Source organism: Pseudomonas sp. AC255 (assembly GCF_979258175.1).
On record NZ_OZ409841.1, the window covers coordinates 4,673,862 to 4,696,150 of the forward strand.

Annotated in this window: 14 protein-coding genes; 9 read left to right on the forward strand and 5 right to left on the reverse strand. The window is 60.6% G+C overall.

Features of this window, described 5'->3' with window-relative positions; all coding sequences use genetic code 11:
• Positions 1 to 28: 28 nt before the first annotated feature.
• The 3 genes from ACZZ0K_RS21170 (at position 29) to nadE (ending at position 3,198) form a co-directional block, all read left to right on the forward strand.
• Positions 29 to 928, forward strand: a complete 900-nt coding sequence (locus ACZZ0K_RS21170; RefSeq protein WP_041480716.1) for a LysR family transcriptional regulator — start codon at positions 29 to 31, stop codon at positions 926 to 928.
• A gap of 214 nt (positions 929 to 1,142) precedes the next feature.
• A complete protein-coding gene (gene pncB, locus ACZZ0K_RS21175) occupies positions 1,143 to 2,366 on the forward strand; it encodes a nicotinate phosphoribosyltransferase (RefSeq protein ID WP_076565435.1) in 1,224 nt (407 codons plus the stop codon).
• A 4-nt stretch (positions 2,367 to 2,370) separates the two neighbouring features.
• The gene (gene nadE, locus ACZZ0K_RS21180) at positions 2,371 to 3,198 is read left to right on the forward strand and encodes an ammonia-dependent NAD(+) synthetase (protein WP_122508595.1); all 828 of its coding nucleotides are present in this window, start codon (positions 2,371 to 2,373) and stop codon (positions 3,196 to 3,198) included.
• A 156-nt stretch (positions 3,199 to 3,354) separates the two neighbouring features.
• Here the strand turns inward: nadE and azu are convergent, their stop codons facing one another.
• Positions 3,355 to 3,801, reverse strand: coding sequence for an azurin (gene azu, locus ACZZ0K_RS21185; protein ID WP_252885227.1), 447 nt, complete (start codon positions 3,799 to 3,801; stop codon positions 3,355 to 3,357).
• Between the two features lie 342 nt (positions 3,802 to 4,143).
• On the opposite strand from azu, the gene ACZZ0K_RS21190 reads away from it, so the two are divergent.
• Both ACZZ0K_RS21190 and ACZZ0K_RS21195 read left to right on the forward strand, forming a co-directional pair.
• A complete protein-coding gene (locus ACZZ0K_RS21190; RefSeq protein ID WP_252885226.1) occupies positions 4,144 to 4,731 on the forward strand; it encodes an LOG family protein in 588 nt (195 codons plus the stop codon).
• Between the two features lie 67 nt (positions 4,732 to 4,798).
• Positions 4,799 to 4,987: a hypothetical protein gene (locus tag ACZZ0K_RS21195; RefSeq protein WP_258707524.1), complete on the forward strand. Its 189-nt coding sequence runs from the start codon at positions 4,799 to 4,801 to the stop codon at positions 4,985 to 4,987.
• A gap of 208 nt (positions 4,988 to 5,195) precedes the next feature.
• On the opposite strand, the gene ACZZ0K_RS21200 is transcribed toward ACZZ0K_RS21195, so the two are convergent.
• From ACZZ0K_RS21200 to ACZZ0K_RS21215, 4 genes are all read right to left on the reverse strand, one after another.
• Complete coding sequence (locus ACZZ0K_RS21200; RefSeq protein ID WP_110602754.1) at positions 5,196 to 6,086, reverse strand: transglutaminase family protein; 891 nt, start codon at positions 6,084 to 6,086, stop codon at positions 5,196 to 5,198.
• Positions 6,086 to 8,572 carry a circularly permuted type 2 ATP-grasp protein gene (locus ACZZ0K_RS21205; RefSeq protein ID WP_252885224.1) on the reverse strand — a complete coding sequence of 829 codons (2,487 nt, stop codon included), beginning with the start codon at positions 8,570 to 8,572 and terminating at the stop codon, positions 6,086 to 6,088. The genes ACZZ0K_RS21200 and ACZZ0K_RS21205 overlap by 1 nt, the downstream gene beginning before the upstream one ends.
• 88 nt (positions 8,573 to 8,660) lie before the next feature.
• The gene (locus ACZZ0K_RS21210; protein ID WP_258707523.1) at positions 8,661 to 11,936 is read right to left on the reverse strand and encodes a transglutaminase family protein; all 3,276 of its coding nucleotides are present in this window, start codon (positions 11,934 to 11,936) and stop codon (positions 8,661 to 8,663) included.
• A 456-nt stretch (positions 11,937 to 12,392) separates the two neighbouring features.
• Positions 12,393 to 14,696, reverse strand: coding sequence for a YgiQ family radical SAM protein (locus ACZZ0K_RS21215; RefSeq protein WP_016771932.1), 2,304 nt, complete (start codon positions 14,694 to 14,696; stop codon positions 12,393 to 12,395).
• A 229-nt stretch (positions 14,697 to 14,925) separates the two neighbouring features.
• Here ACZZ0K_RS21215 and ACZZ0K_RS21220 point away from each other — a divergent pair, with 229 nt between their 5' ends.
• From ACZZ0K_RS21220 to ACZZ0K_RS21235, 4 genes are read left to right on the forward strand one after another with little or no spacing between them, the layout of a single operon-like run.
• Positions 14,926 to 16,098, forward strand: a complete 1,173-nt coding sequence (locus ACZZ0K_RS21220) for a hypothetical protein (protein WP_463559317.1) — start codon at positions 14,926 to 14,928, stop codon at positions 16,096 to 16,098.
• Between the two features lie 38 nt (positions 16,099 to 16,136).
• The gene (locus ACZZ0K_RS21225) at positions 16,137 to 17,630 is read left to right on the forward strand and encodes a hypothetical protein (protein WP_463559318.1); all 1,494 of its coding nucleotides are present in this window, start codon (positions 16,137 to 16,139) and stop codon (positions 17,628 to 17,630) included.
• 3 nt (positions 17,631 to 17,633) lie between these two features.
• Positions 17,634 to 18,248, forward strand: a complete 615-nt coding sequence (locus tag ACZZ0K_RS21230) for a hypothetical protein (RefSeq protein ID WP_463559319.1) — start codon at positions 17,634 to 17,636, stop codon at positions 18,246 to 18,248.
• Positions 18,245 to 22,273, forward strand: coding sequence for an NEL-type E3 ubiquitin ligase domain-containing protein (locus tag ACZZ0K_RS21235; RefSeq protein ID WP_463559800.1), 4,029 nt, complete (start codon positions 18,245 to 18,247; stop codon positions 22,271 to 22,273). Before ACZZ0K_RS21230 ends, ACZZ0K_RS21235 begins: the two co-directional genes overlap by 4 nt.
• The last annotated feature ends 16 nt before the right edge of the window (positions 22,274 to 22,289 follow it).

Below are 22,289 nucleotides of genomic sequence, written 5' to 3' on the forward strand. Positions count from 1 at the left end.
TAGCGAAAGACAAGAAAAAGGACTGGCCATGCTGAACAGACGCCACTTGCCCTCGATCACCGCGCTGCAATGCTTCGAGGCCGTGACCCGGCACCTGAGTTTTACCCGCGCCGCCGAAGAGCTGAACCTGACCCAGAGTGCGGTGAGCAAACAGGTCGCACAGCTTGAAGAACTGTTGCAGCACTTGCTGTTCCGCCGCGTGCGTCGGCGCTTGCAGATGACGCCGGCCGGGGATTTGTATCTGGTCGAGGTCAGAAAAATCCTCAGCCAAGTGGAGATGTCGACGCATTACCTGCGTTCCTACGGCGGCGAGACCGAAGTCCTGCGAGTCTCTACCCCTTCCACCTTCGGCGCCCGTTGGCTGGTGCCGCGCCTGAAAGGCTGGCGCCTGCGCCATCCGTCGATTCATCTGGATCTGTGCAACGAGCAGGAAGCCGATGATCTGTTGCAGGGGCGCAGCGATCTGGCCTTCTATTTCGGCCAGGCTTCGCGACCGGGTACCGAATGCCTGAAATTGTTCGGCGAACAACTGGTGCCGGTCTGCGCCCCGGGCAGCCTGCCGGACACGCCATTCACTGACCCGACGCAACTCACTGATCTGGTGCTGCTGCAAAATGCCTCGCGACCGCAGGCCTGGCACGACTGGTTCGACAGTCAGGGCTACCACACCGAACACAGCTACCACGGGCCGCGTTTCGAAACCTTTTACATGTGCATCCGCGCCGCCCAGGTCGGCTGTGGCGTGGCGCTGCTGCCACGGTTTCTGGTGGAAGAGGAATTGGCCGAAGGCAAACTGGTCATACCCTGGCAGCATGCGATGCCCAGCAGTGATGCCTATTACCTGGCCTACCCGGAGCACGCGGCGGAAGTGCCGAAGGTGCGGGATTTTGTGAAATGGATGCTTGAACAAATCGATAGCCCGGTGTGAGGTCAACCGGGATCCCTGTGGGAGCGAGCCTGCTCGCGAAAGCGTCGGGTCAGCCACATCATCTTTAACTGACACACCGCATTCGCGAACAGGCTCGCTCCCACAGTGGATCTGCGGCGCTCTGAAAAAATGCTGGCAATCCCCACCGCCGATATGCGCCACTAGCGCCATCGATATAGACCGCGCCAGGCGCGGCGCAACTGGAGACCCGTTTATGAGCGAGAGTGTGTTTGCCGATCGCATCGTGCAGAACCTGCTCGACACCGACTTCTACAAGCTGACGATGATGCAGGCGGTGCTGCACAACTACCCCAACGTCGAAGTCGAATGGGAGTTCCGCTGCCGCAACGCCGAGGATCTGCGCCCGTATCTGGCCGAGATCCGTCATCAGATCGAGCGCTTGGCCGAACTGAGCCTGAGTGCCGATCAGTTGAGTTTCCTCGAGCGCATCACCTTCCTGAAACCGGATTTCCTGCGCTTCCTCGGTCTGTTCCGCTTCAACCTGCGTTACCTGCACACCGGCATCGAGAACGGAGAGTTGTTCATCCGTCTGCGCGGGCCATGGCTGCATGTGATCCTCTACGAAGTGCCGCTGCTGGCGATCGTCAGCGAAGTGCGCAATCGCTATCGCTACCGGGAGACTTCGCTGGAGCAGGCACGCGAACAGCTGTATCGCAAGTTCGACTGGCTGACCGCCAATGCTTCGGCCGATGAGCTGTCGCAATTGCAGGTCGCCGATTTCGGCACGCGTCGGCGCTTTTCCTTTGGCGTGCAGGCCGAAGTGGTCAACGTGCTCAAGCATGATTTCCCCGGGCGTTTCGTCGGTACCAGCAACGTACATCTGTCCCGCGAGCTGGACATGAAACCGCTGGGCACCATGGCTCACGAGTGGATCATGGCCCATCAGCAACTCGGCCCGCGCCTGATCGACAGCCAGATCGCCGCGCTCGATTGCTGGGTTCGCGAATACCGTGGCCTGCTCGGTATCGCCCTCACCGACTGCATTACCACCGATGCGTTTCTTGGCGATTTCGATCTGTTCTTCGCCAAGCTCTTCGACGGTCTGCGCCACGATTCCGGGGACCCGGTGGCGTGGGGTGAAAAGTGCATCGCGCACTATCACAAGCTCGGCATCGACCCGATGAGCAAGACCCTGGTGTTTTCCGACAGTCTGACCCTGCCCAAATCGCTGGAGATTTTCCGCGCGCTGCACGGTCGCATCAATGTGAGCTTCGGCATCGGTACCAACCTCACTTGTGATATCCCGGGTGTCGAACCGATGAGCATCGTGCTTAAAATGACCGCCTGCAACGGCCAGCCGGTGGCGAAGATCTCCGACGAGCCTGGCAAGACCCACTGCAAAGATCCGAATTTCGTCGCCTATTTGCGACATGTGTTCAAGGTTCCTGCCGAATCCAGTCTATCTAGCAAGGAGTGAATTCATGCAAGCCGTACAGCGTGAGATTGCTGAGCAGCTCAAGGTGCAACCACCGTTCGCCGACGATCAGGCCCTGCAGGCGGAAATCGCCCGGCGCCTGACGTTCATCCAGGAATGTCTGGTCAATTCCGGGCTCAAGACCCTGGTGCTGGGCATCAGCGGCGGCGTCGACTCACTGACCGCCGGCCTCCTGGCCCAGCGCGCGGTACGTGAACTGCGCGAAAAAACCGGCGACGACCGCTACAAATTCATCGCCGTGCGCCTGCCGTATGAAACCCAGTTCGACGAGCACGACGCCAAGGCTTCGCTCGACTGCATCGCCCCTGACGAAATCCACACCGTGAACATCGGCCCGGCGGTCAAGGCACTGGCGGCTCAGGTGTCAGCGTTCGAAGGCAAACCGGCGGCGTCGGTGGATTTCGTGCTGGGCAATACCAAGGCGCGGATGCGCATGGTGGCGCAGTACACGATTGCCGGAGTGGCGGGCGGTCTGGTGATTGGCACCGACCATGCGGCGGAAGCGGTGATGGGTTTCTTCACCAAATTCGGCGATGGCGCCTGCGACCTCGCCCCGCTCAGTGGCTTGGTGAAAAATCAGGTGCGTGCGATTGCCCGCAGCTTTGGCGCGCCGGAATCGCTGGTCGAAAAAGTCCCGACCGCCGACCTCGAAGATCTTTCGCCAGGCAAACCGGACGAAGCGGCGCACGGCGTGACCTATGCCGAGATCGATGCGTTTCTGCACGGGGAAACGGTGCGGGACGAGGCGGCGAAGATCATTGTCGACACGTACAACAAGACTCATCACAAGCGCGTGATGCCGTTTGCGCCTTGAGGTATGGAAGTGCCTGCACGAGCCTGTAGGAGCTGACGAGTGCAACGAGGCTGCGATCTTTTGATCTTGCTTTCAAGATCAAGATCAAAAGATCGCAGCCTTCGGCAGCTCCTACACAAAAAAGCGTCCCGGGGGGACGCTTTTTTTGTGCCTGGTTTACTTGACGACGATAGTGCCTTTCATCATCGAGATATGGCCAGGGAACGAGCAGAAGAAGCCGTATTTTTCAGCGGCATCCAGCTTCGATACATCAAAGGTCACCGAATCGGTTTCCTTGGCGCCGATGATCTTGGTGTGGGCGATGATGCGGGCGTCGCCATCTTTCAGGTAGTTCTTGTCGATACCGGCTGCCAGGCCGTCGGTAGCGATTGGCTGCATGTCAGCTTCTTTGCTGATCACCAGGTTATGGCCCATGACGGTCTTCGGCAGGCTGCCGGAGTGGGTCAGTTCGACGGTGAAGGTCTTGCAGCTCTTGTCGATCACGATTTCCTTGGTGTTGAAGGTCATCTGATCGGTGGAATCAACGGTGGTTTTGCACTCGGCAGCCATCAATTGGCTGCTGGCCAGCGCCAGCAGGGATACCGCAACAACTTTGGAAAACATGGTGAATCTCCAAGGCAGGGTTAACAAAAACACTAGTGGTGGAAAGACTGCCTGAAATCATCGCAAGTTCATATGACTTGAGTCAAAAATTGTATACAACTTTCAGGCTATGACACCCATCGACACAATCTAACGGCCATTTCGTACGGCCAGCCCTATGATCGGCCCACCTACTGAAACGGAGTGCCAGTCATGTTCTTTAACGGCCTGTTGTGCAGCTTGCTCGCCGCCTACGCTTGTGGCGCCAGCGGTACTTTTGAATCACCCGAACGCGAAGTCTAGCCCTTGGAGCGCAGCGTGCCAGCCGTTACCCTGTGCGCCTGATCGACCCAGGAGTAACGCATGTCGCTGAAATCCGTTTGTGTGTTTTGCGGTGCCAATGCCGGTACCGTGCCGGCCTACACTGAGGCTGCCGTGGCCCTTGGCCGGGCATTGGCCGAGCGAAATCTGACGCTGGTCTACGGCGGCGGCGCGGTCGGCTTGATGGGCATTGTGGCTGATGCCGCGCTGGCCGCTGGCGGCGAAGTGATCGGCATCATTCCGCAAAGCCTGATGGACAAAGAGATCGGCCACAAGAGCCTGACGCGCCTGGAAGTGGTCGACGGCATGCATGCGCGCAAGGCGCGGATGGCCGAACTCAGCGATGCATTCATTGCCCTGCCCGGCGGCCTCGGCACGCTGGAGGAGCTGTTCGAAGTCTGGACCTGGGGCCAGCTCGGCTACCACGGCAAGCCTTTGGGGCTGCTGGAAGTGAACAGTTTCTACAGCAAACTCACGGCTTTTCTCGATCATATCGTCGGCGAAGGCTTCGTTCGCGCGCCACACCGTGACATGCTGCAAGTGAGCGAATCGCCAGATTCCCTGCTCGACGCCCTCGATCAGTGGCAGCCGACCGTCACACCCAAGTGGGTCGACCAAAAACCCGGTTAACCCCGGACACCGATACAGGGCAGAATACGCGCCGCTCAACCTCACCTTCGACCCCAGAGGATCGCCCATGGCCAAACCCAATTACTCCTTCGCCAAACGTCAACGAGACCTGGCAAAGGAACAGAAGAAAGAGGAAAAGCTTCAGCGCAAGAAGCAAACCGCTGAAGAAGCGGCACTGAACCCTGACGGTGAAGTGGCGACCGATGATGATGTTGATGCACACGATGCACCGAAAGATCAGACGCCCGACGCCTGAGCCCCACCGGGTTTGATGATCGAATCAGACCCTGCGGATTTGTGACGGGGCTGGCAGTTCTGCTGCCGGCCCTCACAGCCTTGCTTTCTCTGACCCACCAAAATCCCTGTGGGAGCGAGCCTGCTCGCGAATGCGATATATCTGTTACAAATCTATTGGCTGACCTGACGCTTTCGCGAGCAGGCTCGCTCCCACATTTGAAGACTCATCAATTCTGAGGCATCACCGTAACCCGCACTTCCGGGTCGTGATTACCGCCACCGAGAATCACTCCGCGCAGCGGCGACACATCGGAGAAATCCCTTCCCCACGCCAACGTGATGTGTTCCAGCGCCGGCCGCACATTGTTGGTCGGATCGAAATCCACCCAGCCCGATACCGGACAGAACACCGATACCCACGCATGCGAGGCGTCGGCGCCGATCAGGCGTGGCTGCCCCGGCGGCGGCTGGGTCAGCAGGTAGCCGCTGACATAACGCGCCGCCAGACCGCGCGAGCGCACACAGGCCAGCATCAGATGAGCGAAGTCCTGACACACGCCGCGTCGACGCTCCAGCACTTCCACCAGCGGCGTCGCCACCTGGGTGGCTTCGGCATCGAAGGTGAATTCGCTGAAGATCTTCTGCATCAGCGCCTGCACGCCGAGCAGCAACGGTCGCCCTGGCGGAAAACAGCTTTGCGAGAACTCGACGAAGCTGCGCTTCAAATGCACATAAGGTGACTGGAACCGGTAGCGACAGGCTTCGAGCAAGTCGGCGGACAACGGCTGACTGCTGTAGGTCAGCGCATCGCGGGTCTGCTCCCACGCCGGCGACTGATTGAAATCCAGCGCCGGGCGCGCCAGCACTTCGACCGTCAGCCGGGCGTTGACCTGCAATTGGTCATGGGGCCGCTCAAAGGCCAACCGTGTCAGCGGATTGCCGAAAACATCCAGCTCATCCCGGCGCATGGTCGGTTCGGGGCTGATCAGCAACTGCTGCTCGGTGCAGCGCTGCCAGCTGCATTCGCGCGGCCACAGGTGCGCCAGTTGCTGCGCGAGGGAAACCGGGCTGTCGTAGTGATAACAGGTGTCGTGGAAGATCTGATATTGAGCGCTCATCACACGGACACCGTTCGCTGGCTGACATCATCGACATGGGCGAAATGGCGCAGGGCTAGACGATCCGATACCTGGCCGCTGGCTTCGGCGATTTCCTGCAACAGATCGGCCAGACCATCCAGCGCGGCACGTACGCTGGATTTGCCGAACAGCGGGTTCTCCAGACAACCGAGATCAAACCGCGACAGACGTTCGACCAACTGTGGCAGCGCAGTTTCGCGAGGTGCGCCGAAGTCGTCGTTCAAGCGTTTCAGCGTGCGGGTAACCAGTTTCAGCTGAAACAGCACCGCGTGGGGGTTCTGCTCATCCAGCAGCAGCAAATCCAGCACCGGAATCAATTGCGCCACCGCCAGATAGCGCGAACGGTAGGTGATGCTGCTGTTACCCAACTCCAGCAACCACTCAAGCCCCGCCTGATCGAACGCACCCGCACCGCGCAGAAACGCGGCGAGGCTGCTGCTGAGAAATTGCAGGCGTTCGATGCGCCGGCCAATCATCAGAAAGCGCCAGCCTTCGTCACGGGTCATGTCATCCAGCGCAAACCCCGACAGCGCTGCCAGCGACATCACCAGACGGTTGAGGAAATCCAGCAGTTCGCCGAAGTCCGGTTCATCGACTTCCAGCTCCAGCGCCTCGCGCTGCAACTCGACCAGCGCCTGCCAGTTTTCCCGGGACAGCTTGCCGCGCACTTGCGACGCAGCCCACTGCAAGCGCTGCAAGTTGGAACGCAGGCTGAACGACCAGTCCTCGCCCAGCAGCGCAGCGAGCAGGCGCTCCGGCAGTTCGCCTTCATCCGGCAACAGCGCCAGCCGCTCGCCGAGATCGACCGCCGCCTGCAACGCCTGCGGATCATCGCCATCGACGTAACGCGTGAGCATGATGCGCAGCAGCCGCGCGCTGTCGTCGCAGCGTTCGCAGTAGCGGCCGAACCAGAACAGATTCTCCACTACCCGCGATGGCAGGTAAGGATCGCGCCGCACCAGATCGTGCACGCCGACATTGCGCTGCGCCTTCCACTGCTCGCCACTCGGCGCACGGTCGCTGAGCACCCAGGTGTCCTTGCTCGCCCCGCCGCGCTGCATCGACACCACTTCGGCATCAGCCTCGGCCGCCACTCGGGTCAGACCGCCCGGCAACACGCGGTAGCCATCGTGGCTGGCCACCGCATACATGCGCATGCCGATCGCGCGGGGTTGCAGATGACCGTCCTCGGCTTGCCAGACCGGCGCCTGCGACAGTTGCGCAAGCTCTTGCGCGACGTAGGCATAAGGCCGTGCCTGCATACGCTGCGCCAGCTCGAGGCGCTGGCTTTCACTCAAATCACGGCCGAAAACAGGCGCGAAGCTCTGCGACGGGAACGCCGGTTTGATCAACAGCTCCGGGAGTTTTTCCAGCGCCTGCGCCAGCACCGGCGCTTCACCGCACCACCAGGTGGCGATCGAGGGCAGGATCAGTTCTTCGCCGAACAGGAACTGATTGATCTTCGGCAGAAACCCCAGCAGGCCCGGCGATTCCAGCACGCCGCTGCCTAGCGCATTGGCCACCAGCACCCGCCCCTGACGCACCGCCTCAAGCAGACCGGGGACGCCGAGCGCCGAGTCGGTACGCAGTTCCAGCGGGTCGCAGAAATCATCATCGAGGCGGCGCATGATCGCGTGCACCCGGCGCAGGCCGCTGAGGGTTTTCAGGTAAACGGTGGCATTGCGCACCGTCAGATCGCCGCCCTCGACCAGCGGATAGCCGAGCTGACGCGCCAGATACAGGTGCTCGAAATAACTTTCATTGAATCGCCCCGGTGTCAGCAGCACCACCAGCGGTGCGTCATCGCCCTCCGGTGCCTGACGGGTCAGGGTTTCCTGCAAGGTGCGGAAGAAACCGGCCAGATGCTGGACCTTAAGATCCCGGTACAAATCGGGAAAGGCGCGGGAGACGATGGTGCGGTTTTCCAGCGCATAGCCGGCCCCGGACGGCGCCTGGGTGCGATCGGCAGTGACCCACCAGCGACCATCCGGTGTGCGCGCCAGATCCACGGCATACAAATGCAAAAAGGCTGATTCGGGCGGGGCAATGCCCTGACAGGGCCAGAGAAAATTGTTGTGTCCGAATACCAGCTCGGCGGGCAGCAGGCCTTCGCTGATCAACCGCTGCGGACCGTACAGATCCGCCAGCACTGCATTGAGCAAGCGCGCACGCTGAGCGATGCCGGCGGACAATTGCTGCCATTCATCTGCCGCGATCACATGGGGCAGCAGATCCAGCTCCCACGGCCGGTCAGCGCCCTTGGGATCGGCATAGACGTTGTAGGTAACGCCGTTTTCCTGAATCTGCCGCGCCAGCAAGGCCTGACGCTGCACCAGTTGCGCCGGACTGCTGCGCTGCAACTGATCGAACAAGCGCTGCCAATGCGAGCGCACCGCGCCGCTGCCGTCGAGCAGTTCGTGATAGGTGCCCGCGGTCAGCGGGTAGCGGTCTAGCAGGTCAGGCATGGAAAGCTCGGCAGACAGCAGGGAACGGTCAGACTAACGCAGGCACATGACACGCGGATATACGAAAAATCCGCGTGTTGCGCAGGCTCTAGAAACGGCGCAAATCGATGGTCATCGGTAGCTCGTCATTGATTTCTACTTTGGGTACGGGAAGCTTCCCCGGCGTGTGTCCGAGGCGGAAAAACCGCGCCATGCGCCGACTCTCCGCTTCATTGGCGTTGACCGGCAAGGTTTCGTAATTGCGCCCGCCGGGATGGGCCACGTGATACTGGCAACCGCCCAGCGAACGCCCCATCCAGGTATCGAGCAGGTCGAATACCAACGGCGCGTGCACCGCTATGGTCGGATGCAGACAGTTGGCTGGTTGCCAGGCCCGAAAGCGCACCCCGGCGACAAACTCGCCTACTCGTCCGGTCGGGTGCAACGGCACCGCGACGCCATTACAGGTCAGCAGATAGCGCTGTGGCGGCAGGCCGTTGAGCTTGACCTGCAAGCGCTCCAGCGAAGAATCGACGTAGCGCACCGTGCCGCCCGCCGAGCCCTCCTCCCCCAGCACATGCCAGGGCTCGAGGGCTTGGCGCAGTTCCAGCTCGATGCCATTGACGGCGTAGTCGCCGACCTTGGGAAAACGAAATTCCAGATGCGCCGCGAACCACTCGGCGCGCAACGGGTAGCCGGCGTTGTTGAGTTCGACGATAACGTCGGCGAAATCCTGCTCGATAAAGTGCGGCAGCAGAAAGCGGTCGTGCAGCTCGGTGCCCCAGCGCGCCAGTTTCGCCGGCGCGTAAGGCTCGCGCCAGAACCGCGCGACCAGCGCCCGCAGCAACAACTGCTGAGCCAGACTCATGCGCGCATGGGGCGGCATTTCAAAAGCGCGCAGTTCCAGCAAGCCAAAACGCCCGGTGGCGCCGTCCGGTGAATACAGTTTGTCGATGCAGAATTCGGCGCGATGAGTATTGCCGGTGACATCGATCAGCAAATTGCGCAGCAGTCGATCGACCAGCCACGGTGCACATTCCTCGCCCGGTTCCGGCATTTGCGCAAAGGCGATTTCCAGTTCGTACAAGGCGTCATTGCGCGCCTCATCAACCCGTGGAGCCTGGGACGTCGGACCAATGAACAACCCGGAAAACAGGTACGACAGCGAAGGATGGTTGTGCCAGTAGCTGATCAGACTGCGCAGCAGATCCGGCCGCCGCAGAAACGGTGAGTCCGCTGGTGTCGCGCCGCCGAGGACGAAATGATTGCCGCCGCCGGTACCGGTGTGGCGCCCGTCGATCATGAACTTTTCGGTGGTCAGGCGGGTTTGCCGTGCCTGTTCATAGAGAAACTCGGTGCGCTCGACCAACTCGTCCCAGCTCGCCGATGGCTGCACGTTGACCTCGATCACGCCCGGGTCCGGAGTGACACGGAAATTGCTCAGGCGCGGATCACTCGGCGGTTCATAGCCTTCCAGCAGTACCGGGCAGTGCAGTTCTTCGGCGGTGGCCTCAATGGCCGAGACCAGTTCCAGATAATCCTCGACACGCTCAAGCGGCGGCATGAACAGATACAGCCGGCCTTCGCGGGCCTCGGCGCAGAATGCGGTACGGGTCAGCCAGTCAGCGGATTCGTCGATTTTCGGCACCCGCTCATCCAGCGCAGCAGGTTCGCCGTGCACACCGAGCTGCGCCGGATCCGGCAGTTCAGCGAAGTCCTGATTCGGATCGTTGGGATGGATGAACGGATATTCCGCCGCTTTCACCCACGGCTGCGAGGCCAGCGGCAAGCGGTAACCCAGCGGCGAATCCCCCGGCACCAGGCGACAGTGCTCGTCACGCAGATACCAGCGCCCGCTCTGCCATTGATCGCCCTTGGCCGTGCGCGCCAGCGGCAGCACCTGGCCGATCACCTTGTTCAGGCCCTGACTGAAGACCTTGCGCAATCGCGCGCGCTCCAATGGCTCTTCCAGACGCGAATCTTCGGCGCTGACGTTGCCGGGCAACGCACCCTCGCGCCACAGGTAGTAGAGATGATCCTCGTAGGCCGGGAACACAAAGCGCGCAGGCAACTTCAGCCGCTCGGCGACGCTGGCGAGAAAGCGTCCGGCCAGTGCGCCGTCGGCGCCATAGTCCTGCTGTTCGTCGGCGATCAATGCGTCGTTGTGCCAGATCGGCTGACCGTCGCGGCGCCAGTAACAATTGAGCGACCAGCGCGGCAATTGCTCGCCGGGATACCACTTGCCCTGACCGAAATGCACCAGCCCCTGCGGCGCGTATTGCTTGCGCAGGCGTTGAAACAGTTCGGCGGACAGCCGGCGCTTGTCCGGCCCCAGTGCGGCGGTGTTCCATTCGGCGCCGTCCGGGTCGTCGATGGAGACGAAGGTCGGTTCGCCGCCCATGGTCAGGCGCACATCGCCTTCGAGCAGATCGGCATCGATCTGCCGGCCCAGTGCCTGGATCGCCCGCCACTGTTCATCGGTGTAAGGCTTAGTGACGCGCGGCGCTTCCCAGATTCGCTCGACCGACATTTCATGGCTGAACTGCGTCTCGCAAGGTTCGACCAGACCACTGATCGGCGCCGCCGAGGACGGATCGGGACTGCAGGCCAACGGAATATGCCCTTCCCCGGCGAACAGCCCGGACGTCGCATCAAGGCCAATCCAGCCGGCACCCGGCAAATACACCTCGCACCAGGCATGCAGGTCGGTGAAGTCGACTTCAGTGCCGGACGGGCCGTCGAGGCTTTTCACGTCGGCGGTCAGTTGAATCAGGTAGCCGGAAACAAACCGCGCCGCCAGACCGAGATTGCGCAACAGCTGCACCAGCAACCATGCCGAATCACGGCAGGAACCGGAGGCGTGTTGCAGTGTGTGCTCCGGAGTCTGCACCCCGGGCTCCATGCGGATCAGGTAGCCGATGTCTTCACTGAGGCGCTGATTGAGCGCCACCAGAAAATCCACCGCCGGCAGTGGCGTGCGGTCGATGCTGTCCAGGTAAGCCTTGAACGTTGGCGTCAGCGGCAGGGTTTCGAGGTACGGCGCCAGCTCCTTGCGTTCATCGGCGGCGTAGCTGAACGGAATTCTCTCGGCGTACGGTTCGAGGAAGAAGTCGAACGGATTGAACACCGCCATTTCCGCGACCAGATCGACTTCGATGCGCAGCTCTGCGGTTTTTTCGGGGAACACCAGACGTGCCAGGTAATTGCCCTGGGGGTCCTGCTGCCAGTTGATGAAATGCTGCTCGGGCGAGACTTTCAGCGCATAGGAAAGAATTCGCGTGCGGCTGTGGGGCGCCGGGCGCAGGCGGACGATCTGCGGGCCGAGTTCGACAGCGCGGTCGTAGCGATAATGCGTGACGTGATGCAATGCGACATGAATCGACACGGCGTGCCTCCTGCGAGCCTTGGGCGTATGGGAAAGCGCGCAAGACTTATGCCATGCACAGGCTTGCGCGCTTTCGCGAAATGCTCAAGGCAGTACAGCACCAAAACCGGGCGATGCGAGGAAATGCTTGGACTCAGTTGCACGCAAATGTTGCGGACGCTGATTCTTGCGGTGTTTGATCGGACGCTTTCGCGAGCAGGCTCGCTCCCACATTTGGAATGCGTTCCCCTGTGGGAGCGAGCCTGCTCGCGAAGAGGCCAGTGGCAACAACTTGATCATTCCCACGCTCTGCGTGGGAATGCAGCCCGTGACGCTCCGCGTCACAACCATGTTCGACAATACTGCGAGTAACGGCTGGAACGCGGAGCGTCCCGAGAGGCATTCCCACGCGGAGCGTGGGAACGATCAGCAAAACGCCAACCCGAAGGTTGGCGTTCTGTTCAGCTCAAGCAGTGTTTAGCGCGGCACGACCGGCTTGCGTGTCGGCTTCGGCCCTTTGCCTTTGGCCGCATCCTTGCGCTCCTTGGCCGCCTGCTGGTTGCGGGCGAATGCCGCAGCCTTGGCCTGTTCACGCTTGTCCCACGGATTACCGCCATCACTGGCACGCGGCGGCAGACCGGTGTGCTGAGTGAGAATCTTGGTGGTCTTCTCTTTGGCGACCTTGTGGCTGCCGGCCGGCGTCGAGTTCTTGCGACGGGCGCTCTGGTAGCTGTCGGTGGCCGGCTGATGCGCCGGGATCAGTTGATCCTTGCCCGGGCCGATCAGATCGGCGCGGCCCATGCGGATCAGCGCTTCACGCAGCATCGGCCAGCCTTTCGGGTCGTGATAACGCAAGAACGCCTTGTGCAGACGACGCTGATCTTCGCTCTTGACGATGGTCACGCCGTCGCTCTTGTACGTCACCTTGCGCAGCGGGTTCTTGCCCGAGTGGTACATCGCCGTGGCGGTGGCCATCGGCGACGGGTAGAACGCCTGCACCTGGTCGGCGCGGAAGCCATTGCCCTTGAGCCACAGAGCAAGGTTCATCATGTCTTCGTCGGTGGTGCCCGGGTGGGCGGCGATGAAGTACGGAATCAGGTACTGCTCCTTGCCCGCTTCCTTGGTGTACTTCTCGAACATGCGCTTGAACTTGTCATAGCTGCCGATGCCCGGCTTCATCATCTGGTTGAGCGGACCTTCCTCGGTGTGCTCCGGGGCGATCTTCAGATAACCGCCGACGTGGTGAGTCACCAGTTCCTTGACGTATTCCGGCGACTCGACGGCGAGGTCGTAACGCAAACCGGAGGCGATCAGGATCTTCTTCACCCCCGGCAGGGCACGGGCGCTGCGATACAGCTGGATCAGCGACGAGTGGTCGGTGTTCAGGTTCGGGCAGATACCGGGGAACACGCACGACGGCTTGCGGCAGGCGGATTCGATTTCCGGGCTCTTGCAGGCGATGCGGTACATGTTCGCAGTCGGGCCGCCGAGGTCGGAAATGACCCCGGTGAAACCCGGCACCTTGTCGCGGATCTCTTCGATTTCACGAATGATCGACTCTTCGGAACGGTTCTGGATGATGCGGCCTTCGTGCTCGGTGATCGAGCAGAAGGTGCAGCCACCAAAGCAGCCACGCATGATGTTCACCGAGAAACGGATCATGTCGTAGGCCGGGATCTTCTCCTTGCCGTACGCCGGGTGCGGCACACGGGCATAAGGCATGCCGAACACGTAGTCCATTTCTTCGGTGGTCATCGGAATCGGCGGGGGGTTGAACCAGACATCGAGCTCGCCATGCTTCTGCACCAGCGCACGGGCGTTGCCCGGGTTGGTTTCCAGGTGCAACACGCGGTTGGCGTGGGCGTAAAGAACCGGGTCGTTGCGCACCTTCTCCATCGACGGCAGACGAATCACGGTCTTGTCACGGGTCATGCGCGGGCTGGCCAGGATCTGCACGACCTTGGCTTCCTGCGGATCTTCGACCGGGCCTTTTTCCTGCTCGATGGCGCAGGCCTGGGTGTCCTGGGTATTCACGTACGGGTTGATGATCTTGTCGACCTTGCCCGGACGGTCGATGCGCGTGGAGTCGACTTCGTACCAGCCCTGCGGCGTGTCGCGACGGATGAACGCGGTGCCGCGCACATCGGTGATGTCTTCGATCTTGTGGCCCCACGACAGACGCTGGGCAACTTCGACAATGGCCCGCTCGGCGTTGCCGTACAGCAGAATGTCGGCGCTGGCGTCGATCAGGATCGAGTTGCGCACGCGATCCTGCCAATAGTCGTAGTGGGCGATGCGGCGCAGCGAGGCTTCAATGCCGCCGAGCACGATCGGCACATGCTTGTAGGCTTCCTTGCAGCGCTGGCTGTAGACCAGGCTGGCGCGATCCGGACGCTTGCCGGCCATGCCGCCGGGGGTGTACGCGTCATCGGAACGGATTTTCTTGTCCGCGGTGTAGCGGTTGATCATCGAGTCCATGTTGCCCGCCGCGACGCCGAAGAACAGGTTCGGCTCGCCGAGCTTCATGAAGTCGTCTTTGGACTGCCAGTTCGGCTGCGCGATGATCCCGACGCGGAAGCCTTGCGACTCCAGCAGCCGGCCGATGATCGCCATGCCGAACGACGGATGATCGACGTAGGCATCACCGGTAACAATGATGATGTCGCACGAATCCCAGCCGAGCTGATCCATCTCCTCCCTGCTCATCGGCAGGAATGGCGCTGGCCCGAAACATTCGGCCCAATATTTTGGATAGTCAAATAACGGCTTGGCTGCTTGCATGTCGACGACCGGTGTTGAAGTGAAAAATCGCGGGCGCGGAATATAGCACAAATTTTGACCAATTCCGACGACGGTGGTCGGTTTCTCTGCGAGCTGGTCTCGCGCAGCCAGCCCGCGACACATCACGAGTTTTCGCTGAGCGTACGACGCACCAAAACGGCAAGGAAGCCGCCCGCCCGCAGCACTCCCCCGGGAGTAACGGGGCATTCAACGTAAAGGAAGACAGGCAATGTCACCCAAACCGCCAATCAGAGGCATCACTACCGTCTCGATCCATAATCCGCGACCCGATTATTCGCTAACCCGGCCTGGTTTCCCCCTGTCCTTCGATGGCGCGTCGGGGCTCAGGATTCCCACGCGCCCGACGACAACGATCGCAACAGCGATCGATCTCGTGCTCAACCACATTATCCCCATGCCTGCGCGGGCGGCGGTCAGAACGGCGGCGGTAGCGCAATCTGTTGCCTTTGTGCACGACCGCCCTTTGAAGGATTACTGGATCACTTCGCTGGTTGTGCTGCCGGCGGCCGATGCCGAAGGCATGTCGACGCTCAATGGACGCCAGTATGTCCAGGTACCGGAGGGTGGCACCGTACAGGTGAGTCTGGACTCGGCCAGCGGTTTCTACCGGGCAAAATTGCCCAGCGAATTGCACGCGTCGGGACCGCTATTGCGCTTCGATACCGACAGCCGTCTCTGGCAGCCCATCGACACCTCGGCGCCCTCCACCTACCCCTTGTCCACGACCCGGCTGGAGGCGTTCCGCACCGATCTGGATTTCAGCACGGTCGAGCCGGACGGCGATGGCCTGTTGCGCTTCAACGGCAAACTCTATGTGCAGATCGAGAGCTACGCCTATCAGGTTCTGCATGATCTCGACGCCTCGACACCGCACAGAGCGGTGATGCGCATCGTTCGCCCTGAAGATCCGATCGCCGCCGATGCGACAAACGTTTACGTCGCATCACGTCCCGGCAGGTCGGAAGCGATTACTTTCAATGCTCAATCCGGCTGGCGCGGAACCTCCTTGACAGGTGTAGCCGGAATGCCGAGAGGCGCAGCGGCGCGACCCTCAGACTTATGGCTGCATCTGGAGGTGACAGTCGCACTCGAGGGTATCAACAAGCGGATCAAGCAGGATCAGGATAAACGTGAACAGCTGATAAACGCCTGGCTGGAGGCGAGTAACGCGCAGGGAGAGCATGCGCAAACCGTTCGACGCGAAACAATGGCGCTGCTTGATCGCGAGGTTCACTGCCACAAAGAACTGAAACACCTTGGAAAGGCGCTGAAATACTACGAGGAGCAAAAATCCTCGATCAAGCGCTTCATGAAGCAGGACGCTTACCTGAACAACATAATCAGGCTGCAAAAAAACAGATGCTCGCCTATCAGCAACTGATCGAATGCGGCTTGACGCGCCACGCCCTGGAGGGTCCGATGATCGACCTCGACCCGGAGCGGCTTCCGCGAACAGTCAACGTTCTGGGCAGGATGCTGAGTCATCTGAAAGAGCGCCAGCAAATCGCCGACAATCTTGTGAACAAATGGCGGGTCTCTCCAGACGAGTTCAGCGCGGATGTTCTTTCACCAATGGACACCCATAACGTTGTTGCCTCCTGGGTCCTGACCAAAAGTCTGATGCTGGATACCCCACAATCGGCCGGCAACGCCCCTCTGGCATCGGAACTGGCCACCCGCTTTGGTCAGGTGACCTTTGTTTACGGAGCGCTTGGCGCAGTTCCCGAGGTTTCCCACCCTGCCGTATTGAATAACCTGTTCCAGGAATGCACAGCCATCCGCCACTGGTTCGAACGCCTTGATCTGGCACCGGGGGAGCAGCACGCCACTTCACGCAGGGAGATCACTGCGGAAATCGAAATATTCGAGCAGACGCTGGTAGGCCGCTTGAACCAGTTTCTCCATCAGGCTGACCGTCCGGTGCTGACGTTCGACCAGCAGAACATTGATTTCGAGTTCATTCCGGCCCAGGACAGAGGCGGTCTCCAACCGCCGCCCAAGCTCATCTTTCGGGCAAAGAAAAACGGCGTCTACAAGCTCAATGTCGGCGAGTCTCGACGCACCGCGCAAAACGAAGAGGTGATTGAGGTCCGCAACCTCCACAATCCCAGGCAGCCGTCACAGACCTATGACCGAGGACGCGGTGAATGGCGTTCGCCGCGGACAACGCCGCAGAGGAGCTTGCCGTCATTGGTTGCCGAAGCCACTCGGCACCTTGACCGTGTCGACGCGCATGTCCGCGCTGCCCTCCACGAAGAACGGCAAAGAAACCATCCGGACAACATTGTCGAGATGCTCGAAAGCAGCGCCGGGGCAATGGATGACACCGTATTGCAGTTGCAGCGGGCGGAACTGGCCCATGATGAGACCACCGCGCTGATTCGACGCCTGCAGGACGCCAGTGAACGTCTGCGCAATGAGGGCGAAACCATCCGCCTGCGAATCTATAAGGACAAGCATGTTCTGAACGTCGACCGACTGCTGTACCTGATCGACAAGGGCCACGTGAACGCCCGGAAAATCGAGAGCCGATTGAAACGTGGCAAGGGTTCGGACCGGCAATATCTCGACATCTATCTAGTCACCGATGCACATACCCACGATCCCCTCTGGCACGCACATTTTCATTATGCGAGACAGGATTCCCCGGACTTGAATTTCAACGTGCGCGGCGCGCATTTGAAAACCCTTGAACAAAGCAGCAGGGGTATTCAATCGCAGCGCAGGGAAGAACTGGCGCAGCGGCCGCATCAACCTGTCTGGCGCGAATATCTCGATGGACGCACAGCGCAGAAAATCTTCGACCTGGCCGCCGCCTCCGCTCACCCGATGACACAGCCTCAGGCAATGACGCCGAACAGGCCGGCAGCTTCCGCTGAAGAAGCTACCGTGCAACGACTACAAGGAATGTAAGACATGCCAAGCAAACCGCCGTCGAAAGTGACGCTTCCCGGTCATTCACATATTCGACCGGACACATCCATGGATACGCCCCCGCCACGCCTCAACCTGACCCCGCGCCCCGGCCTGGATCCGACCACGTTGAGCGGCCCGTCAATCCGCGCGAACAGGCCCACAGACGGTATCGATCCTGATGCAATCGTTCCTGCTCCCAACGTCACAGTGCAGGCGATTGCTTCAATGCATGCCGCCTTCGCTCATGTGGGCCACCCGCCTGAGCATTACCGGCTCAGTGCAACGATCGGCTTGCCCGATGCCGACGCTGAAGGCCTGAGAACATTCAAGGGCCGCCATTACGTGGAAATGACCGATGGTGGCTTCGTGCAGGTGGGCAAGGATGCGCAGAGCGGCCTCTGGCGCGCCAGGCTGGCCAGTGAATCGATCCCCTCCGGACCGCTGATGCTGCACGACCCCGACAATGGTCGATGGCATGCGCTGGAGTTTTCGCAACCAAGCACCTTCGCTTTATCGGGGCGCGTCTGCAGGCGTTTCGCACGCCGCTCGACTTCAGCACCAGCTCACCCGACAGCGACGGGCTGCACCGCCATGACGGCAAGCTCTATGCAGTGATCGATAATCACGGCTATCAGGTCTTGCACGATCCCGATGCATCGACGCCTCTGGCCGAAGTGATGCGCATCGTTCGCCCGCAAGATCCTGTCGCCGCCGACGTCGACAACATCTACAGCGCTACGCGCCCTGGCAGATCCGAGCCTGTGGTGTTCGATGCCCGTCAGGGCTGGCAAGGCATCTTAGTCGGCGGAGCCGGCGGAATGCAGCGTGGCAGTCCCGACCAACCGGCTTCACCGGGGCTGCGGGAACGGCTCAACACCGCGTTCAACCGACTGCGCACGCCACAATCGCGACTGCGAAAACTTTATCCCTCTCTGGACAGCGAGCAGATCCGCACGCTGCTGAGCCCCCACAGCGACGATGTACAAGGCTTCTTGACCCGCGTCGAGACTGAATACAAGACCTTGAAGCTGGAACTCGCGACGTGGCTGAAGACCAGTACGCTGGCCGGCGGGGCGGCCCATCCCTCGGTGGAGCGCGCCGCGCAAGAGATCAAGCGTTGCTGGAAACGGCAGACGGGAACAACGCTGCAGCTGGATCTTGGCGGCGCCGGCATCGCTGCGCTCTCGGCAGATTTCAGCCATGTACGCACGCTGCACTTGCAGGCGGTGGCATGGTCGGCGGGCTCCGAAACTTTTCTCAAGCGGTTCACAGCCCTTGAGCGCTTGAAAATCAACGCTTCGGCGCTCGATACACCGCCGGCGAACCTCACGCAGATGCCCGGCCTGAAGGAACTGGACCTGCGAGCGAACCGCATTGAACTGAGCGAGCAAACCGCCGGCGAGCTGGCTTCGCTCAGCCAACTGGAAAACCTTGATCTGTCGGACAACCCGCTGGGCAAGACCCTGAACTTCAGCGGCATGCTCCAGCTCAAGACCGTGAGTCTGCGCAACACCGGGCTGGATGAATGGCCAACGGGGCTGCGAGATCAGCTAGCGATAGAGTCAATCGATCTGCGCGACAACCGATTGCGCGAAATTCCGCAGGCAATCATCAATCCGGCGAGTGATCAGTTGCTCGCCATCGCCAACATCAACCGCGTCACCCTGATCGAAGGCAATCCCTTCGCCAGCGGTTATTGGCGGCGGCTGGAAGTCTATTGGCAGCGGGTTACGGCGCAATACCCGGCACTGATCACCAGCGCACGCACGGCTGCATTCCGGATTGATGGCGACATTCCAGAAGTCGCCATGCTGCTGCGGATGCATCCAGAGAGAACCCCGCAAACTGCCCGGGAATACCTGATCGGTCTGGGGGATGATGCAGAAGCCACGATCAGCCGGCGTTTCGAGGAGTTCAAGGTGCTCGACGCACAGCTGCAGGCTTACGTCGCCGACAGCACGTCGGCAGCATCCAGCGCCGCCGGCCAGGAAAAGCTTCGGGCAGAATACATTGCCCGGACTATCAAGGACTGCTGGCTCCAGGAATCGACGTCGCTCATGCTGCCAGCAGTGAACGGACCGCTACCGTCACTGACTGCCGACTTCAGTCGGTTGAATATGCTCATCCTCAATAACGTCGTCTGGTCCGACACTGCCGACACGTTCCTGTCGCGGTTGCCTGATCTGGACATTCTGACGATCACCCGCTCCGGCCTGAAAAAATTGCCCGCAGCCATCAGCGGGATGAGCCGGCTCGCCCACCTCAATCTGACTGAAAACCAGATAAAACTCGATGAGCACAGCGCTGGTGCATTGAGTGCATTGCATCAGCTGGTTACCGTCAAGCTCTCTGACAACCCACTGCAGATACCGCCCGATTTCAGCGCGCTGTCCGGACTGCAGACACTGGAGCTGAGGAACACCGGAATCAGCGAGTGGCCCCTCGGGCTGGCTGACAAGACCACCTTGACCGGCGTCGACCTCAGCAACAATAAACTGCGCAACGTCCCCGACGCGCATATCAACCCGCCTGCCGATCAATTGGCTGTGGTCGCGCGGATCAACAACCGCACGCTGATTGAGGGCAACGACTTCCCTTCGCCTTACTGGAGAAAGTTCGATGGCTACTGGCGAAGACTCAATGAACTGCATCCCGAGTTGATGACTCCAGCCCACCCCGCCGTATTCGATACTGAGAACTCGCGAGCGCAACGCTACCGAAGACTGTTTCCGGGCAAAAGCATCAAGGCCTGCCGGGATTTTATCTGGAGCCATGACAAGGGCACTGTCGCGACCAGGCTGTTGGCGCTCGAGCAGGATTTCGCCGTGCTGAAAAACCAGTTGGATGACTGGGTTTTTTCCGGAGGCAGCAATCGTCTGCGCTATATCCGCGTCAATCAATTGCACGCCAACACTCAAACCCGCAATGAGCGCATCGAGGCACGGGACCGGATCATCAGTTGCTGGCGACGTGAAACGCCCGAGCAACACGCCTTCGACGGCACGCCGATAGGTCTTGAACTGGATTTGAGCGGTTTGACACTGCCAACCCTGCCGGATCTGAGCAGCGACTTCAGCCATGTCGGCTCACTCAAACTCAACAACATGAATCTCACCGAATCCCCGGAAGGTTTCCTGACCCGCTTCCGGCATTTGCGCTGGCTGAACATGGCGAACAATCGACTCAGGGATCTCCCTCCGGCGATCGGCGAGATGCACGGGATGACGCGGTTGTTCCTGCAGGGCAATCAACTGGAACTCACCGCCGAGACCGCGCAGATACTGGCCGGGAGAACCACTCTGAGGGCCTTGTGGATTCACGACAACCCGCACTTGAGCGTGAGCCCGGATTTCAGTGCGATCACTGACATGCGCGAGGTCGACATGTCCAATACGGGCATCGAAAGCTGGCCAACCGGACTGTTCGATCAGCCCCTGCTGGGCAAGGTCCATCTGAACGACAACCGGATCACGAGTCTGCCCGACTTTGTCGTCGCACCGGCAGCGGATCGCCTGACGCATTCGATTCAGGTCAACAGTGGCACTCAGATAAGCGGTAATCCCCTGAGCGCATACACACGAGAACGCCTGGCCGGCTACGGTGAATGGCTGAACCGCTCCGCAGCATCGCTCTACAATCCATTGAACCTGCTGACGACTTCTCTTTCGGCAGCCCACCCGCAAGCAGTGGCAACGAACTCTGTTTCGGTCTATCCGCAGTTGACCGTCGGCATGACGGCAGACGAGGCGATGATTCGCGCCGAGCAATTGAACAGGCTCAAAGCACAGGTGGGCTCAGATGGCTTTTTCAACATCATTTCCAAGCTCGCCCACCATGCCGATTTCCGCCGACAGATCTGGGACGTGGTCGATGCGATCAGCGAGAACAGCGTGCAGACACGTGCGCTGCGCAGAGACGTTTTTGATCGCGCCTGCGAGGCTGGCTGCACTGACCTTGCCGCTGCCACGTTTACAGACATGCAAGTACTGACCATGACGCACAAGGCGCGAATGCAGGCGAGGCAAGACGGCGATGGTGCTCGATTGGTGGACCTGTCCAGAAGCCTGTTCAGACTCAGACAGGTCGATGATCTGGCCGCAGCCGAAATCGCTGCGAGCAGGGCAATCGTCGACGATCCGCAAACTTCAGCGAGGGAGCGCAATATCCATCAGCTGCGCTTGCGCGACCCGCACGAGATGACGATGGCCTACCGCTTTGGGCTCAAGGATCGGCTGCAGTTACCGTTTCAGCCGCAGACGCTGTCCTTTATCGGCATGGCCGGCGTCACATCGCCGATGCTGGAAGTGGCCTACCGAAAGGTCATCGCCTTGAACGACTCCCCCGATGAGTTTCAGGCTCTGGTATCGATGGATTTCTGGCAGGACTTCATCACGCACAAATACTCGTCCCGGTTCGACGCCGCACGTCAGCCCTATCAACAGAAACAGGCCGCACTGGACGCGCAGTCTGCGACAAATGCCCTGACCGAAACCGAATATCAGGCGCAAACCAATGACCTCACAGCACAGCTGGCCATCAGCGAAGCGACGCTGATCCAGGCACTGACCCGCGAGGAAATTCGCCCCGGTGACGGAGTCGAAACAACTGCAAGCAGCGAGACGGCAGCTTCGGCCGATTGAAACCGACCACGACAGC

Bases quoted from the DNA above. Each gene is read 5' to 3' on its own strand.
- ACZZ0K_RS21170 (WP_041480716.1), top strand. From the start codon at position 29: ATGCTGAACAGACGCCACTTGCCCTCGATCACCGCGCTGCAATGCTTC.
- pncB (WP_076565435.1), top strand. From the start codon at position 1,143: ATGAGCGAGAGTGTGTTTGCCGATCGCATCGTGCAGAACCTGCTCGAC.
- nadE (WP_122508595.1), top strand. From the start codon at position 2,371: ATGCAAGCCGTACAGCGTGAGATTGCTGAGCAGCTCAAGGTGCAACCA.
- azu (WP_252885227.1), bottom strand. From the start codon at position 3,801: ATGTTTTCCAAAGTTGTTGCGGTATCCCTGCTGGCGCTGGCCAGCAGC.
- ACZZ0K_RS21190 (WP_252885226.1), top strand. From the start codon at position 4,144: ATGTCGCTGAAATCCGTTTGTGTGTTTTGCGGTGCCAATGCCGGTACC.
- ACZZ0K_RS21195 (WP_258707524.1), top strand. From the start codon at position 4,799: ATGGCCAAACCCAATTACTCCTTCGCCAAACGTCAACGAGACCTGGCA.
- ACZZ0K_RS21200 (WP_110602754.1), bottom strand. From the start codon at position 6,086: ATGAGCGCTCAATATCAGATCTTCCACGACACCTGTTATCACTACGAC.
- ACZZ0K_RS21205 (WP_252885224.1), bottom strand. From the start codon at position 8,572: ATGCCTGACCTGCTAGACCGCTACCCGCTGACCGCGGGCACCTATCAC.
- ACZZ0K_RS21215 (WP_016771932.1), bottom strand. From the start codon at position 14,696: ATGCAAGCAGCCAAGCCGTTATTTGACTATCCAAAATATTGGGCCGAA.
- ACZZ0K_RS21220 (WP_463559317.1), top strand. From the start codon at position 14,926: ATGTCACCCAAACCGCCAATCAGAGGCATCACTACCGTCTCGATCCAT.
- ACZZ0K_RS21225 (WP_463559318.1), top strand. From the start codon at position 16,137: ATGATCGACCTCGACCCGGAGCGGCTTCCGCGAACAGTCAACGTTCTG.
- ACZZ0K_RS21230 (WP_463559319.1), top strand. From the start codon at position 17,634: ATGCCAAGCAAACCGCCGTCGAAAGTGACGCTTCCCGGTCATTCACAT.